Raw genomic sequence first — 13,500 nt, forward strand, 5'->3', positions numbered from 1 at the left:
GATCTGGCGCTGATCGCCCGGCTGCGCCACCGCACCCTGCGCCTGCGCGAGGGGCGCCTGGTGGCCGACCAGGAGGCCGCATGAGTCGACGTCCCGAGGCGCCGCCCCGCGGGGCCCGCAGCCACCGCACCCGCTCGTCGAGCCGGGTGCGTGGCTGGCTGCGCCACCACCGTGCCATGTGCCTGGACAGTGCCCGGCGCCTGGTGAGGGCGCCCATCGGCAGCCTGGTGACCATGCTGGCCATCGCCATCGCCCTGGTGCTGCCGGCGGCGCTGTGGCTGACCCTTGACGGCGCCCGGCTGCTCGACGCCGAACTCACCGAGAGCGCCACCCTGACCGCCTACCTGGAGGTCGGGGTCGACGCCGCCGAGGCGGGGCGCATCGACGAGGCCCTGGCTGCCCAGGAGGGGGTGGCGCGAACCCGGCTGATCACCGCCGCTGAGGGCATGGCCGAGTTCCAGCAGGCCTTGGGGCTGGCCGACGCCCTGGAGCGGCTCGAGGAGAACCCGCTGCCGGCCAGCGTGGTGGTGACCCCGGCGGATCCGGCCCCGGAGGCGGTGCGGGCCCTGGCCGGGGAGCTGGAGGCGATCGCCGGCGTCGCGGAGATACGCCTCGATCTGGCCTGGATCGAGCGCTTGCGCCACCTGGCCGAGTTGGGGCGGCGCCTGGCCCTGGCGCTGGCCGTGCTGTTCGGCGGCGGCGTGCTGCTGGTGGTCGGCAACACCATCCGCCTGGCGGTGGAGAGCCGTCGCCAGGAGATCGAGGTGGTCACCCTGATCGGCGCCACCCATGCCTTCGTGCGCCGCCCCTTCCTCTACAGCGGTGCCTGGTACGGCCTGGGCGGCGGCCTGTTGGCCTGGGCGCTGCTGGCGCTGGGCGGGGAGTGGCTCTCCGCGCCGGTGGCGGCGCTGGCGGCCAGCTACGGCGCCAGCTTCGGCCTGCCGCGCCTGGGGCCGGGAGGCTCGGCAACCCTGGTGAGCTGTAGTATACTATTGGGCTGGCTGGGCGCCTGGATCGCGGTGAGCCGGCACCTCGCGGAGGTCAGGCCACGCTAGTGCCGGGACGGTCGGCGGCGACAGGGTCGCGCACGATTCGCCCGGCCTATCGATGCCATGAGGACCGTTCGGTTGCCGCCCCTGGGCACCCGCCGTATATTCGACAGGTCGACTGCCCCAAGTACGGAATATCAGTACGGAACATTCTCCGGTCATCGTCATCAAAGGCAGCGACCGAAACATCCACTTGGGCCAATAGCGAGGGTCCGGCGACACCGGGCCCGGAAAAGGAGACACCCTGCACATGAGCACCAGTCTTCTGCCGGTAGGCCACCTATCCCCGGGGCATGACCTCAACGGGTACATCCAGGCGGTGAACGGCATCCCCATGCTCACCGCCGAGGAGGAGCGTGAGCTGGCCTTCCGCCTGCACGATGAGGGCGACCTGGAGGCGGCACGCCGCCTGGTCCTGTCGCACCTGCGTTTCGTCGTGCACATCGCCCGCAGCTACTCCGGCTACGGCCTGCCCCAGGCGGACCTGATCCAGGAGGGCAATGTCGGCCTGATGAAGGCGGTCAAGCGCTTCGATCCCAACCAGGGCGTGCGGCTGGTCTCCTTCGCCGTGCACTGGATCAAGGCCGAGATCCACGAGTTCGTGCTGCGCAACTGGCGTATCGTCAAGATCGCTACCACCAAGGCCCAGCGCAAGCTGTTCTTCAACCTGCGCAGCGCCAAGAAGCGCCTGGCCTGGTTGAACAACGACGAGGTCGATGCCATCGCCAAGGACCTCGACGTCAAGCCCGAGGTGGTGCGCGAGATGGAAGGCCGTCTGTCGGCCCACGACGCCGGCTTCGACGTCTCGCCCAGCGACGACGAGGAGACCGGCTGGCAGGCGCCGGTGCACTTCCTGGACGACGCCGCTTCCGATCCGGCCACCCAGCTCGAGGAGAGCGACTGGGAGGGCGATGCCACGCGCCGCCTGCAGCTGGCGCTGGAGGCCCTGGACGAGCGTTCCCGGGACATCCTGCAGCGGCGCTGGCTGGCCGAGGACAAGGCCACCCTGCACGACCTGGCCGATGTCTATGGGGTTTCCGCCGAGCGTATCCGCCAGCTCGAGAAGAACGCCATGAAGAAGATCCGCCAGCGGATCGGCGACGCCCTGGTGGCCTGAAACCCGACCGGCGTCTCGCCCCGGCGGCCCGTTCCCCCTTCGGTGGAACGGGCCGTTTTCGTTTAGAGTAGGGAAGTGCGGCATCGGCACCGTCGTGGGAGAGTCGGCTCATGGAAGGCATACTGCTGCTGTTGTTGGTCATCGTCGGGACGCCGAGCGTCCTGGCGATCGCCGCGCTGGCCAGGGTCGGCAGGCTGCAGAGGCGCGTGGCGGCCCTCGAGGACGCCCTGGCGAGTGGACGGGAGGCGGCCGCCCCCGCGCCAGGCGCCGAGGAGGCGGACGGGCCGCGTTCCGTCTCCCGGCAGGAGGCCGAGGCTCGGGCCGCCTCGGCCGCGCCCTCCACGGCGCCGATCGATCGCTTCATCAAGCCTTGGCTGTCCCGGGGGCGGTCGGTGGCGCGACGCTGGCTGAGCGAGGGCAATGTGCCCGTCAAGGTGGGCGTCCTGGTGCTCTTCGCCGGGGTGGCGGCCCTGATCCGGCATGCCGCCGAGCAGGGCTGGCTGGCGATGGCCATCGAGCTGCGCCTGGCCGGCATCGCGGCGCTCGCCGCCCTGGGCCTGGGGTTCGGCTGGCGGCAGCGTGCCCGGCGGCGGGCGTTCGCCCTGAGCCTGCAGGGCGGGGCCATCGGCGTGCTGCTGATGGTGCTGTTCGCCGCGTCGCAGCGCTACGCCCTGCTGCCGTTACCCCCCGCCTTCGGCCTGAGCGTCGTCCTGGTGGCCGGCCTGGGCGTTCTCGGGGTCATGCAGAATGCCCTGGTCCTGGCGGTGCTGGGCACGCTCGCCGGTTTCCTGGCGCCGCTCTGGCTCGCCTCCGGCCCGGGCCAGCCGGCGGTGCTGTTCGGCTACTATGCGCTGCTCAATATCGGTATCTTCGCCATGGCCTGGTTCCGGCCCTGGCGCGTCCTCAATCTGCTGGGCTTCCTGGCCACCTTCGTCATCGCCACCGGCTGGGGCGTGCTGAGCTACCGGCCGGCCGACTTCGCCATCGCCCAGCCGTTCCTGCTGCTGTTCTTCGGCCTCTATCTGCTGATCCCGGTCTTCCATGCCCGCCATCGGCCGCCGCGCGCCGGCGGCATCGCCGACAGTCGCCGCGTCGACGGCAGCCTGGTGTTCGGCACTCCCCTGGTGGCCTTCGGGCTGCAGGCCGCCCTGCTGGAAGGGGCGCGCCTGCCGCTGGCCTTCTGCGCCCTGGGCCTGGCCCTGATCTATGTGTTGCTGGCGTCCCGGCTGTTGCACCGGGAGGCCATGCGCTACCTGGGCCAGTCTCACGCCATCCTGGCGGTGGGTTTCGCCACCCTGGCGGTGCCCCTGGCGCTCTCTGCCCGGGTCAGCGCCAGTGTCTTCGCCCTGGAGGGGGCGGCGCTGATCTGGCTGGGGCTGCGCCAGCGGCGCCGGCTGCCGCAGGCGGCCGGTCTGGGGCTGCAGCTGCTGGCCGGCCTGACCCTGCTCGGCGGCCAGTTCCTCGCCGGCGCCGAGGCGCGCCCGCTGGCCAATGCCACCTTCATGGGCGGCCTGCTGATCGCCGTGGCGGGCTTCGCCAGTGCCTGGAACTACTGGCGGGCGGGACGGCCCCGCCTGGCGCTGCTCGGCTATGGCTGGGGGATGGCGTGGTGGTTGGGCAATGGCTTGCACGAGATCCTGCGTTTCGTGGCGCCGTCGGCGCAGGCCGATGGGGTCCTGGTGTTCCTGGCGGCCAGTGGGGCGCTGATCGGCGAGCTCCAGCGCCGCCGACCGGCGCCGGCCCTGGCCTGGAGCCTCGCCGGGGGGCTGCTGCTGGCCCTGCCGCTGCTCGCCCGGCCGCTGCTGGTTGAGTTCTCCTCGCCCGATGGGTCGGCGGTCACGGCGCCCTGGGCCTGGGCGTTCCTGGTGCTGCTGGGCTATCGCCAGCTGGTGGTGCTGGCGGCGACGGTGCCGACGGGGGCGCGGGCGCACCCCGTGGCATGGGCCCAGGGGGCCTGGCTGTGGGCCTGGCCGCTGTTCTGGTCGGGGCTGCTGGCCCAGCCGTCGTTGTTGCCCCTCGGCCCGGCCTGGCATCTGGCCGCCGGGTTGCTGCCCTGGTTGGTCATGGTGGCCTTGCTGCTGCATCGCCCCGGCTGGGCCCTGATGCCCCTGGCGGACGAGGCCGAGGCGTGGCGAGGGCCCCTGGTCGCCTCCTTCCTGGCCGCGCTGGTGCCGGCCTGGCTGGGCGCGCTGGCCCTGCCGGGCGACCCGGCGCCGCTGCCCTGGTGGCCCCTGCTCAACCCCCTGGAGCTGGCTCAGTGGGCGATCCTGCTGGTGCTCTGGCAGCTGCAGCGCTCGGCGCTCTGGCCCGAGCGCCTGCGGCCCCAGGGCATCGCCCTGCTGGCCGTGGCGGGCTTCGTGCTGCTGTCCTCGACGGTGCTGCGCGGCATGCACCTGAGGGCGGGGTTGCCCTGGTCGCCGGAGCTGCTCTCCAGTGGCTTGGTGCAGACCGGGCTGACCCTGCTGTGGAGCGTGCTGGGGGTGGCCGGCTGGATCCATGGCTCGCGACGGCGACAGCGCGCGGTCTGGCTGGTGGCGGCGCTGCTGATGACGGCGGTGCTGGCCAAGCTGGTGCTGGTCGATCGCAGTCATCTCGGCAACCTGGTCGGCATCGTCTCCTTCATCGGCTACGGGCTGCTGTGCATCGGCGTGGGCTATGCGGCACCCGCGCCGCCACGTCGCGCGGAGGAAACGGCATGAAGCGCTGGTCCGGTGTCTGGCTGGCCTGGGCCTGGTCGGCGCTGGCCCTGGCCGGCGACCATGAGGCGGACTGGGTGCGCGAGTGGCCCCTCGCGCTGGAAGAGGGCCGGGCGGCCTATCGGCTGGAACTGACGCCGGCCCTCTACCGCAGCATCCAGGCGCCCGACCTGGGCGACCTGCAGGTCTTCGATGCGCGGGGCGCGGCGGTGCCGACCCGGGTGGGGCCGGCGGAGATCGAGGCCGTCGAGGTCGCCGAGCCCCGGGCGGTGCCCTGGTTCCCGCTGCCGGTCCCCGAGGCACCAGAGGCACGCTGGGAGCTGATCGGCGAGACCGATGCCCAGGGGCGGCTGTATCGCGTCGAGACCCGCGGGGGCGAAGCGCCGGCCGGCGAGCGGCAGGCCGGGGCGGCCCTGGTGGACCTGAGTGATCTCGCGGCGCCGGTGGTGGCGCTGGAACTGGCCTGGGACGCCGCGGCGTCGCCCGTGGACAGCAGCTACCGCGTCGAGGCCAGCGACGACCTCGAGCGGTGGCGCACGGTGCAGTCGCGCGGCCGGCTGCTGGACCTGGCCCACCAGGGGGAGCGGATCGTCCGGCGCCGCCTGTCGCTGGGAGGCGTGTCGGCGACCTACCTGCGACTGCGTCCCCTGCCCGGTGAACCGGCGGTGCCGCTGACCGGCATCGGCGCCGTGCCGGCGCCCGAGCGCCCGGTGGCCCCCCGGGAGTGGCGCGTCCTGGAGGGACGACGCCAGGCGGATGGCAGTTTCCACTACCGCCTGGACGGACGCTTCCCGGTCGACCTGGCCGATATCGAGGGGACCGGGACGGCGAGCTGGACGCTGCGGAGTCGGGAGGACGAGGAGGACGCCTGGCGGCGGCGCGCCAGCCCCTGGATCGGGTATCGGCTGGACGACGCGGCGGGCGTGCTGCGCTCGCCGCCGCAGCCGCTGCGGGGCCCGGTGCGGGACCGCGACTGGCGGCTCACCGCCGCTCAGGCGTTGACGGGAGAGCCACCGCGCCTGCGGCTGGGCTATCGCCCCGAGCGACTGGTGTTCCTGGCCCAGGGCGAGGTGCCGTTCCGCCTGGCCGCCGGCAGCCTCCGGGCGCGGCGCCAGGAGGCGCCGGTCGCGCCGGTGCTGGCGTCGCTGCGTGAGCGACACGGCGACGCCTGGCGGCCGTCCCCGGCGACGCTCGGCGAGGCGCGGGAGTTGGCGGGGAAGGGGGCGTTGCGCCCCGAGCGCGACTGGACCACCTGGTTGCTGTGGGCGGTGCTGGTCGGCGGCGCCGCCCTGGTGGCCGGCCTGGCCTTGCGGCTATTGCGCCGGGCACCGGGACCCTGAGGCGCCAGGTGCTCAGGCCGAGGCCGGCTGCGGGCTCTCCCGGAGCAGTTGGGCCGAGAGCAGCGCCCACTGGTCCTCCCAGTGCTCGGTGGGGCGGCGCTTGAAGTCGCTGCGCACGTACTGGGCGATGCGCCCCTCGGCGGCGGCCAGCAGCAAGTTGGCGGCCGCCGAGGCGGGCAGGCTGGGACGGCGTCCCTCGCGCGGCTCCGCCTCGCGCAGGATCTGCTTGAGCTGGGTCTCGAGGCGCTCGAAGAGCTGGTGGATGCGCAGCCGCAGCCGGGCGGTCTCGCCGGTGAGGGCATCGCCATCGAGCAACCGCGACAGGCCGGGGTTCTTCTCGGCGAAGGCCAGCAGCAGGGTGAGCAGCTGGCCGCAGCGCGGCAGCGCCTCGGGGACCTCCTCGAGGATGCGGGTGATGCGCTCGAAGAGCGTCGCCTCGATGAATTCGATGAGGCCCTCGAACATGCGTGCCTTGCTGGGGAAGTGGCGGTAGAGGGCGGCCTCGGAGACGCCGACCTGCTTCGCCAGGGCGGCCACGGTGATGCGCTTGCCGCTGTCCTCCTCCAGCATCAGGGCCAACGCCTGCAGGATCTGCTCGCGACGGCCGGAGGTAGGGGTTGCCTGCGTCATATCGCTCTTTTCTTTTCTAATGGTCGACCCATGCTAGCCGCGGCCTCGCGCCAAGGCAAAGGCCGTGCCCCTCAGCCCTCCAGGCCGGCATCCGTGATCAGGGTGCCGACGCCGGCATTGGTGAAGATCTCCAGCAGGGTGGCGTGGGGCACCCGGCCGTCGATGATGTGGGCGCTGGCCACGCCGCCCTTCACCGAGTCCAGGGCGCAGCGGATCTTGGGCAGCATGCCGCCGTGGATGGTGCCGTCGGCGATCAGGGCGTCCACCTGGGCGGTGGTCAGGCCGGTGAGCACCTCGCCCTCGGCGTTCATCAGGCCGGCCACGTTGGTCAGCAGCATCAGCTTCTCGGCGGAGAGCGCTTCGGCCACCTTGCCGGCCACCAGGTCGGCGTTGATGTTGTAGCTGCGGCCCGCGGCGTCGACGCCGATGGGGGCGATCACCGGGATGAAGTCGCGGGCCGCCAGCATCTCGATCAGGTCGGTGGAGATGTGCTCCACCTCGCCCACATGGCCGATGTCGATGATCTCCGGGGCGGTCATCTCCGGGGTCTGGTGCTCCACCCTGAGCTGGCGGGCGCGGATCTGGGCGCCGTCCTTGCCGGTCAGGCCGATGGCCTTGCCGCCGCACTGGTTGATCAGGTTGACGATGCCCTTGTTGACCAGGCCGCCGAGGACCATCTCGACCACGTCCATGGTCTCGGCATCGGTGACCCGCATGCCGCCCACGAAGCGCGACTCGATGTTGAGCTTCTCTAGCAGATCGCCGATCTGGGGGCCGCCACCATGGACCACCACCGGATTGATGCCCACCTCCTTCATCAGCACCATGTCGCGGGCGAAGGAGTCGATCAGGGTGTCCTCGGTCATGGCGTTGCCGCCGTACTTCACCACCACGGTCTTGCCGGAGAAGCGCTGGATGTAGGGCAGCGCCTCGGAGAGCACCTCCACCACCAGGCGCGGATCGCGGGTCTGTTCGCTCATCTGGGTTCCCTCGTCATGCCGTCGCCGCGGGCGTTGCCACGGCGGGCGATCGATCTCGGCGCCTCACAGCGCCACGTCAAGCTCGGGCGCCACCGCCTCGAGGGCGGCGGCGAAGCGGCCGCGAATGCGCTCGAGGGCGGCGTCGTCCTTGCCCTCGAAGCGCAGCACCAGCACCGGCGTGGTGTTGGAGGCGCGGCACAGGCCCCAGCCGTCCGGATAGTCGACGCGGATGCCGTCGAGCGTGGTCTTGACGCCCTCCTCGCCGAAGTCGCCCTCACGGGCCAGGCGCGCCACCAGATCGAACTTGGTCTCGTCGCTGACGGCGATGTTGATCTCCGGGGTGCCCTTGTCCTGGGGGTAGCGGTCGAAGAAGGCGTCGGCGTCGGCATCCTGGTGGGAGAGGATCTCCAGCAGGCGGGCGGCGCCGTAGAGGCCGTCGTCGAAGCCGTACCAGCGCTCCCTGAAGAAGATGTGGCCGCTCATCTCGCCGGCCAGCAGGGCGCCGGTCTCCTTCATGCGCGCCTTGATCAGGGAGTGGCCGGTGCGCCACATCTCGGGAGTACCGCCAGCCTCCTCGATCACCCGGGTGAGGTTGCCGGTGCACTTGACGTCGAAGATCACCCGGGCGCCGGGGTTGCGCGACAGCATGTCCTCGGCGAAGGCCATCAGCAGGTGGTCGGGGTAGATCAGCCGTCCGGCGGGCGTGATCACGCCGAGGCGGTCGCCGTCGCCGTCGAAGGCCAGGCCGATGTCGGCGCCGCTCTCCTGAACCGTGCGGATCAGGTCCTGGAGGTTCTCGGGCTTGCCCGGGTCCGGGTGGTGGTTGGGGAAGGTACCGTCGATCTCGGCGAACAGCGGCAGGGTCTCGGCGCCGAGCTTCTCGACCAGCTGCGGGCCCAGCTCGCCGGCCACGCCGTTGCCGCAGTCGACCACCACCTTGAGCGGGCGGGTGAGGACCACGTCGCCGAGGATGCGCTGCAGGTAGGTCTCGCGCAGGTCCTGCTCGCTCACGCGGCCCTGGCCCGAGACCAGGTCGCCCTCTGCGATGCGGGCATGCAGGGCGGTGATGGCATCCCCCGAGAGGGTCTCGCCGCCCAGCACGATCTTGAAGCCGTTGTAGTCCGGCGGGTTGTGGCTGCCGGTGACCATCACGCCGGAGGCGGTGCCGTCGAGCACATGGGTGGCGAAGTAGAGCACCGGGGTGGGCACCATGCCGATGTCGACGACGTCGCGGCCGGCGGCGGTCAGGCCGCGCACCAGGGCGGCCTTGAGGCGCTCGCCGGAGAGGCGGCCGTCGCGGGCCACCACCACGCGGGATTCGCCGCGGGCGGCGGCCTCGCTGCCGATGGCGCGGCCGATCGCCTCGACGGTCGGCTCGGTGAGGGTGTCGTCGACGATGCCACGGATGTCGTAGGCGCGGAAAATGGAGGCGGGTACGGTCGGGTCGGCGCTCATGTCGCAACTCCTTCGCTGTGATCGGGGTGTCGGGGCAGTCTCAATGGCGTCCGGAACTGCCGAAGCCGCCGGCGCCGCGGAGGCTGGCGTCGAAGTCGTCGACGAGCTCCAGCTCGGCCTGCACCACCGGGACAAGCACGTACTGTGCCAGGCGCTCGAAGGGTTCCAGGGTGAAGGGGGCGGTGCCGCGGTTCCACACCGAGACCATCAGCTCGCCCTGGTAGTCGGAATCGATCAGCCCCACCAGGTTGCCGAGCACGATGCCGTGCTTGTGGCCCAGCCCCGAGCGGGGCAGGATCATGCCGGCCAGGCCCGGGTCGGCGATGTGGATGGCGAGCCCCGTGCGTACCAGCTCGCACTGGCCGGGGGCCAGGCACCGCGGGGCATCGAGCAGGGCGCGCAGGTCCATGCCGGCGGAGCCGGCGGTGGCGTAGTGGGGCATGAAGTCGCGCAGGCGCTCGTCGAGCAGCTTGACGGCCAGGCGCGGTCGGGAGGGGGGGGTGTCGGGCATCGGGTCGTTCCTGGAAGCGTTCAGGTGGGGTGGCGGTCGGCCAGGCAGGCCAGGGCGCGGCGCATCACCGCCCGGGCCAGCTCGCGCTTGGGTTGCGGCGCCAGGGATTCCCGGTCCAGATCGTCGCCGCTCGGCGACGTTTCGTCCCGGGTCGAGGGGCGCCGCCACAGCAGCAGGGCGGCGTTGTCGTCGCTCCCGAAACCGAGCCCGGCGCGGGAGACGTCGTTGGCGACGATCATGTCCAGGCCCTTGCGGGTCAGCTTGTCCCGGGCGTAGGTCTCGAGGTCGCGGGTCTCGGCGGCGAAGCCCACCACCAGGGGGCGGCGCGCCTCGGGCAGGGCGGCCACCTCGGCGATGATGTCGGGGTTCTTCACCAGGCGCAGGGTCAGGCCGTCCTCGCCCTCCACCTTCTTGATCTTGTGCGCGGCGGCGTTCTCGGCGCGGTAGTCGGCCACGGCGGCGCAGCCGATGAACAGCTCGCTCTCCCCGGCCAGGCGCAGGGCCGCCTCGTGCATCTCGAGCGCCGTCTCCACCTCGGTGCGTTCCACACCGGCCGGGCAGGGCAGGGTGACCGGGCCGCTGATCAGGCGCACCCGCGCGCCCAGGGCGGCGGCGGCCTCGGCCAGGGCGTAGCCCATCTTGCCGGAGCTGTGGTTGGAGAGGTAGCGCACCGGATCCAGCGGCTCCCGGGTGGGGCCGGCGGTGATGGTGACGGTCAGGCCGCCGGCCGTCGAGGTGCCGGGCAGGGCGGCGAGGATCGCCTCGGGCTCCAGCATGCGCCCCGGCCCCACGTCGCCGCAGGCCTGGTCGCCGCTGTCGGGACCCAGCAGCGTCCAGCCGTCCTCGGCGAGCCGTGCGGCATTGCGACGGGTGGCCGGGTGGCGCCACATGGCCTGGTTCATGGCCGGGGCCATCACCTTGTCGGCCTCGCTGGCCAGGCACAGGGTGGTGAGCAGGTCGTCGGCCAGGCCACCCGCCAGCCGCGCCATCAGGTCGGCGGTGCCGGGGGCGATCAGGATGATATCGGCCCAGCGGGCCAGCTCGATATGCCCCATGCCGGCCTCGGCCTCGGGGTCGAGCAGCGAGGTGCGCACCGCCTCGCCGGTCAGGGCCTGCAGGGTCAGGGGGGCGATGAAGGCCTGGGCGCCCTCGGTCATGACCACCCGCACCTCGGCCCCGGCCTGCTTGAGCAGGCGGGCGAGCTGGGCGCTCTTGTAGGCGGCGATGCCGGCACTGATGCCGAGCAGCAGGCGCCGTCCGGAAAGCGAAGACATGGGCGAGACCCCGGGAAGCTGGTCAGGCGCCTACCTTACCATCGGCGTCGCACCTTGCGTAGCCGGCGAGGCGGCTACACTGGGGACAGGAAAGACAGGCAGGGAGGCGAAAATGTCGATCAGGGACTGGCCGGAGGGCGAACGCCCCCGGGAGAAGCTGCTGGCGTTGGGTTCGGAGGCGCTGTCGGATGCCGAGTTGCTGGCGATCTTCCTGCGTGTGGGGGTGGCCGGGCGCTCGGCGGTGGACCTGGCCCGCGACCTGCTCGCCGCCTTCGGCGGGCTGCGTCCGCTATTGGAGGCGGACCGCGAGCGCTTCTGCGCCGAGCGCGGTCTGGGCGCGGCCAAGTTCGTGCAGCTGCAGGCGGTGCTGGAGCTGTCGCGGCGCCACCTGGCCAGCCAGCTGGCCCGCGGCGAGGCCCTCACCTCGCCGTCGCTGGTACGCGCCTACCTGGCCGCGCAGCTGCGCCACCTGGGCCACGAGGAGTTCGCCGCGCTGTTTCTCGACACCCAGCATCGGGTGATCCGCTATGAGTCGCTGTTCCGCGGCACCCTGGACAGCGCCTCGGTCTATCCCCGGGAGGTGGCGCGCCGGGCGCTGGAACTGGGCGCCGGGGCCCTGATCTTCGCCCACAACCATCCCTCCGGGGTGGCCGAGCCCAGCGACGCCGACCGGCGCATCACCGAGCGGCTACGCGAGGCGCTGTCGCTGTTCGAGATCCGCGTGCTCGACCACTTCGTGGTGGGCGATGGCGAAGTCGTCTCCTTCGCCGAGCGCGGCTGGCTGTAGCCCCTTTTCACAGACATGACGCCGGGCGTCGCTTCCTCTATAATGGCGTCTCGGCTGCGCTCGGCCCCGGAAGGTCGGGGCCGAATCCTATCCCGCCTGCCATCCGTCAGTCGCCTTCCGCGTCGTCCCCGCCGTCGCGGGTCGCGCCACGTCCATGTGCACCGGGCTTGTCCGGCGAGGCGGTCTCTGGTATAAAGTGCAGCCTTTGAATTCCCTTGGGTCAAATGTCACGGGGTCACCCGGTTTGCCCGACAGGTTTTGAACACTCAGGTTATTGAACGCCTGGCCCAGTGGTTGGAGGCTCCCATGTCCAAAGTATGTCAGGTTACCGGCAAGCGCCCGGTGACTGGTAACAACGTTTCACACTCCCAGCGCAAGACCCGCCGTCGCTTCTTGCCGAACCTGCACACCCATCGCTTCTGGGTGGAGTCCGAGAATCGCTTCGTCAAGCTGCGCGTCTCCTCCAAGGGCATGCGCATCATCGACAAGAAGGGCATCGAGGCGGTGCTCGGCGACATCCGCAAGCGCGGCGAAGCCGTCTAAGCGATTTCCACCTAGGGAGCAGCAGTCATGCGCGACAAGATCAGAATGGTGTCCAGTGCCGGTACCGGCCACTTCTACACCACCGACAAGAACAAGCGGAACACCCCGGACAAGCTCGAGATGAAGAAGTTCGACCCGGTGGTCCGCAAGCACGTGATGTACAAGGAAGCCAAGATCAAGTAAGCCTTGGTCGTCTTCCGCAGGTGTTCTTGCCTGACTCCCTGAACCCGGCCTCGTGGTCGGGTTCAGGCGTTTGTAGCGAGCGAATCATGCCCGAACTGCCCGAAGTCGAGACCACCCGCCGCGGCATCGCCCCCCACCTGGAGGGGCGCGAGATCGGCGAGGTGATCGTGCGCCAGCCGCGGTTGCGCGTGCCGGTGCCGGCCGACCTCGTCGATCGCCTGGTGGGGGCGCGCGTCGGTGCGCTCTCGCGACGCGCCAAGTACCTGCTGGTGCCCCTGACCACGGGGGGCGAAGGCGGCGAGGCCGGCACCTTGCTCTGGCACCTGGGCATGTCCGGCAGCCTGCGCATCGCGCGGCTCGGTGAACTGCCCAGGAAGCACGACCACCTCGATGTGGTACTCGACGACGGGGCCATCCTGCGCTACCACGACCCACGCCGCTTCGGCTTCGTCGACTGGCTGGCGGACGGCGTCGAGGGCGACCCGCGCCTGGCGCGCCTGGGCCCGGAGCCGCTCTCCACCGCCTTCGACGGCGAACGCCTCCATCGCCTCTCCCGCGGTCGCCGCCTGGCGGTGAAGCCCTTCCTGATGGACAACGCCGTGGTGGTGGGGGTGGGCAACATCTACGCCGCCGAGGCGCTGTTCCTGGCCGGCATCGACCCGCGGCGCGCCGCCGGGCGCATCTCGCTCGAGCGCTACGCGCGCCTGGTCGCGGCGGCGAAGGAGGTGCTGGCCGCCGCCATCACCCAGGGCGGTACCACCCTGCGCGACTTCGTCGGCGGCACCGGTGAGCCCGGCTACTTCAAGCAGCGCCTCAACGTCTACGGGCGCCACGGCCAGCCGTGCCGGCGCTGCGGCGCCGAGCTGCGCCTCGTCACCCTGGGCCAGCGGGCCAGCGTGTTCTGTGGCCACTGCCAGACCTGATCCTTCCTCCTG

At 71.5% G+C, this 13,500-nt stretch carries 13 protein-coding genes; 8 read left to right on the forward strand and 5 right to left on the reverse strand.

The features are described 5' to 3' along the window. The first annotated feature begins 80 nt into the window (after nt 1-80). The 4 genes from ftsX (at nt 81) to QWY80_RS07365 (ending at nt 6,202) form a co-directional block, all read left to right on the forward strand. On the forward strand, nt 81-1,055 hold the full coding sequence (gene ftsX / locus QWY80_RS07350; RefSeq protein WP_290230095.1) for a permease-like cell division protein FtsX: 975 nt from the start codon (nt 81-83) through the stop codon (nt 1,053-1,055). A 244-nt stretch (nt 1,056-1,299) separates the two neighbouring features. Further along, nucleotides 1,300-2,166, forward strand: coding sequence for an RNA polymerase sigma factor RpoH (gene rpoH / locus QWY80_RS07355; protein WP_290230097.1), 867 nt, complete (start codon nt 1,300-1,302; stop codon nt 2,164-2,166). 110 nt (nt 2,167-2,276) lie between these two features. Next, a complete protein-coding gene (locus tag QWY80_RS07360; RefSeq protein WP_290230098.1) occupies nt 2,277-4,865 on the forward strand; it encodes a DUF2339 domain-containing protein in 2,589 nt (862 codons plus the stop codon). Beyond that, nucleotides 4,862-6,202: a DUF3999 domain-containing protein gene (locus tag QWY80_RS07365; protein WP_290230099.1), complete on the forward strand. Its 1,341-nt coding sequence runs from the start codon at nt 4,862-4,864 to the stop codon at nt 6,200-6,202. Before QWY80_RS07360 ends, QWY80_RS07365 begins: the two co-directional genes overlap by 4 nt. A 12-nt stretch (nt 6,203-6,214) precedes the next feature. Here the strand turns inward: QWY80_RS07365 and slmA are convergent, their stop codons facing one another. From slmA to coaBC, 5 genes are all read right to left on the reverse strand, one after another. Beyond that, the gene (gene slmA / locus QWY80_RS07370) at nt 6,215-6,832 is read right to left on the reverse strand and encodes a nucleoid occlusion factor SlmA (RefSeq protein WP_290230100.1); all 618 of its coding nucleotides are present in this window, start codon (nt 6,830-6,832) and stop codon (nt 6,215-6,217) included. 71 nt (nt 6,833-6,903) lie between these two features. Further along, nucleotides 6,904-7,812, reverse strand: a complete 909-nt coding sequence (gene argB, locus QWY80_RS07375; protein WP_290230101.1) for an acetylglutamate kinase — start codon at nt 7,810-7,812, stop codon at nt 6,904-6,906. A 63-nt stretch (nt 7,813-7,875) separates the two neighbouring features. Next, entirely contained in the window at nt 7,876-9,267 is a 1,392-nt protein-coding gene (locus QWY80_RS07380; RefSeq protein WP_290230102.1) for a phosphomannomutase/phosphoglucomutase, read from the reverse strand. Nucleotides 9,268-9,307: 40 nt separating this feature from the next. Then, nucleotides 9,308-9,778 (reverse strand): dUTP diphosphatase, encoded by a 471-nt coding sequence (gene dut, locus QWY80_RS07385; RefSeq protein WP_290230103.1) that lies wholly within the window; start codon nt 9,776-9,778, stop codon nt 9,308-9,310. 20 nt (nt 9,779-9,798) lie between these two features. Further along, on the reverse strand, nt 9,799-11,052 hold the full coding sequence (gene coaBC / locus QWY80_RS07390) for a bifunctional phosphopantothenoylcysteine decarboxylase/phosphopantothenate--cysteine ligase CoaBC (RefSeq protein ID WP_290230104.1): 1,254 nt from the start codon (nt 11,050-11,052) through the stop codon (nt 9,799-9,801). A 112-nt stretch (nt 11,053-11,164) separates the two neighbouring features. On the opposite strand from coaBC, the gene radC reads away from it, so the two are divergent. The 4 genes from radC (at nt 11,165) to mutM (ending at nt 13,488) form a co-directional block, all read left to right on the forward strand. Next, on the forward strand, nt 11,165-11,839 hold the full coding sequence (gene radC / locus QWY80_RS07395) for a RadC family protein (protein WP_290230105.1): 675 nt from the start codon (nt 11,165-11,167) through the stop codon (nt 11,837-11,839). Nucleotides 11,840-12,145: 306 nt separating this feature from the next. After that, a complete protein-coding gene (rpmB, locus tag QWY80_RS07400; protein WP_023007520.1) occupies nt 12,146-12,382 on the forward strand; it encodes a 50S ribosomal protein L28 in 237 nt (78 codons plus the stop codon). A 27-nt stretch (nt 12,383-12,409) separates the two neighbouring features. Continuing rightward, nucleotides 12,410-12,565: a 50S ribosomal protein L33 gene (rpmG, locus tag QWY80_RS07405; protein WP_021819788.1), complete on the forward strand. Its 156-nt coding sequence runs from the start codon at nt 12,410-12,412 to the stop codon at nt 12,563-12,565. Nucleotides 12,566-12,651: 86 nt separating this feature from the next. Further along, on the forward strand, nt 12,652-13,488 hold the full coding sequence (mutM, locus tag QWY80_RS07410; protein WP_290230106.1) for a bifunctional DNA-formamidopyrimidine glycosylase/DNA-(apurinic or apyrimidinic site) lyase: 837 nt from the start codon (nt 12,652-12,654) through the stop codon (nt 13,486-13,488). Nucleotides 13,489-13,500: the final 12 nt, after the last annotated feature.

The organism is Halomonas ramblicola (assembly GCF_030409215.1).
GTDB classification, from domain to species: domain Bacteria; phylum Pseudomonadota; class Gammaproteobacteria; order Pseudomonadales; family Halomonadaceae; genus Halomonas; species Halomonas ramblicola.

Coding starts and splice junctions, on each gene's coding strand:
- ftsX (WP_290230095.1), top strand. CDS start 81: ATGAGTCGACGTCCCGAGGCGCCGCCCCGCGGGGCCCGCAGCCACCGC.
- rpoH (WP_290230097.1), top strand. CDS start 1,300: ATGAGCACCAGTCTTCTGCCGGTAGGCCACCTATCCCCGGGGCATGAC.
- QWY80_RS07360 (WP_290230098.1), top strand. CDS start 2,277: ATGGAAGGCATACTGCTGCTGTTGTTGGTCATCGTCGGGACGCCGAGC.
- QWY80_RS07365 (WP_290230099.1), top strand. CDS start 4,862: ATGAAGCGCTGGTCCGGTGTCTGGCTGGCCTGGGCCTGGTCGGCGCTG.
- slmA (WP_290230100.1), bottom strand. CDS start 6,832: ATGACGCAGGCAACCCCTACCTCCGGCCGTCGCGAGCAGATCCTGCAG.
- argB (WP_290230101.1), bottom strand. CDS start 7,812: ATGAGCGAACAGACCCGCGATCCGCGCCTGGTGGTGGAGGTGCTCTCC.
- QWY80_RS07380 (WP_290230102.1), bottom strand. CDS start 9,267: ATGAGCGCCGACCCGACCGTACCCGCCTCCATTTTCCGCGCCTACGAC.
- dut (WP_290230103.1), bottom strand. CDS start 9,778: ATGCCCGACACCCCCCCCTCCCGACCGCGCCTGGCCGTCAAGCTGCTC.
- coaBC (WP_290230104.1), bottom strand. CDS start 11,052: ATGTCTTCGCTTTCCGGACGGCGCCTGCTGCTCGGCATCAGTGCCGGC.
- radC (WP_290230105.1), top strand. CDS start 11,165: ATGTCGATCAGGGACTGGCCGGAGGGCGAACGCCCCCGGGAGAAGCTG.
- rpmB (WP_023007520.1), top strand. CDS start 12,146: ATGTCCAAAGTATGTCAGGTTACCGGCAAGCGCCCGGTGACTGGTAAC.
- rpmG (WP_021819788.1), top strand. CDS start 12,410: ATGCGCGACAAGATCAGAATGGTGTCCAGTGCCGGTACCGGCCACTTC.
- mutM (WP_290230106.1), top strand. CDS start 12,652: ATGCCCGAACTGCCCGAAGTCGAGACCACCCGCCGCGGCATCGCCCCC.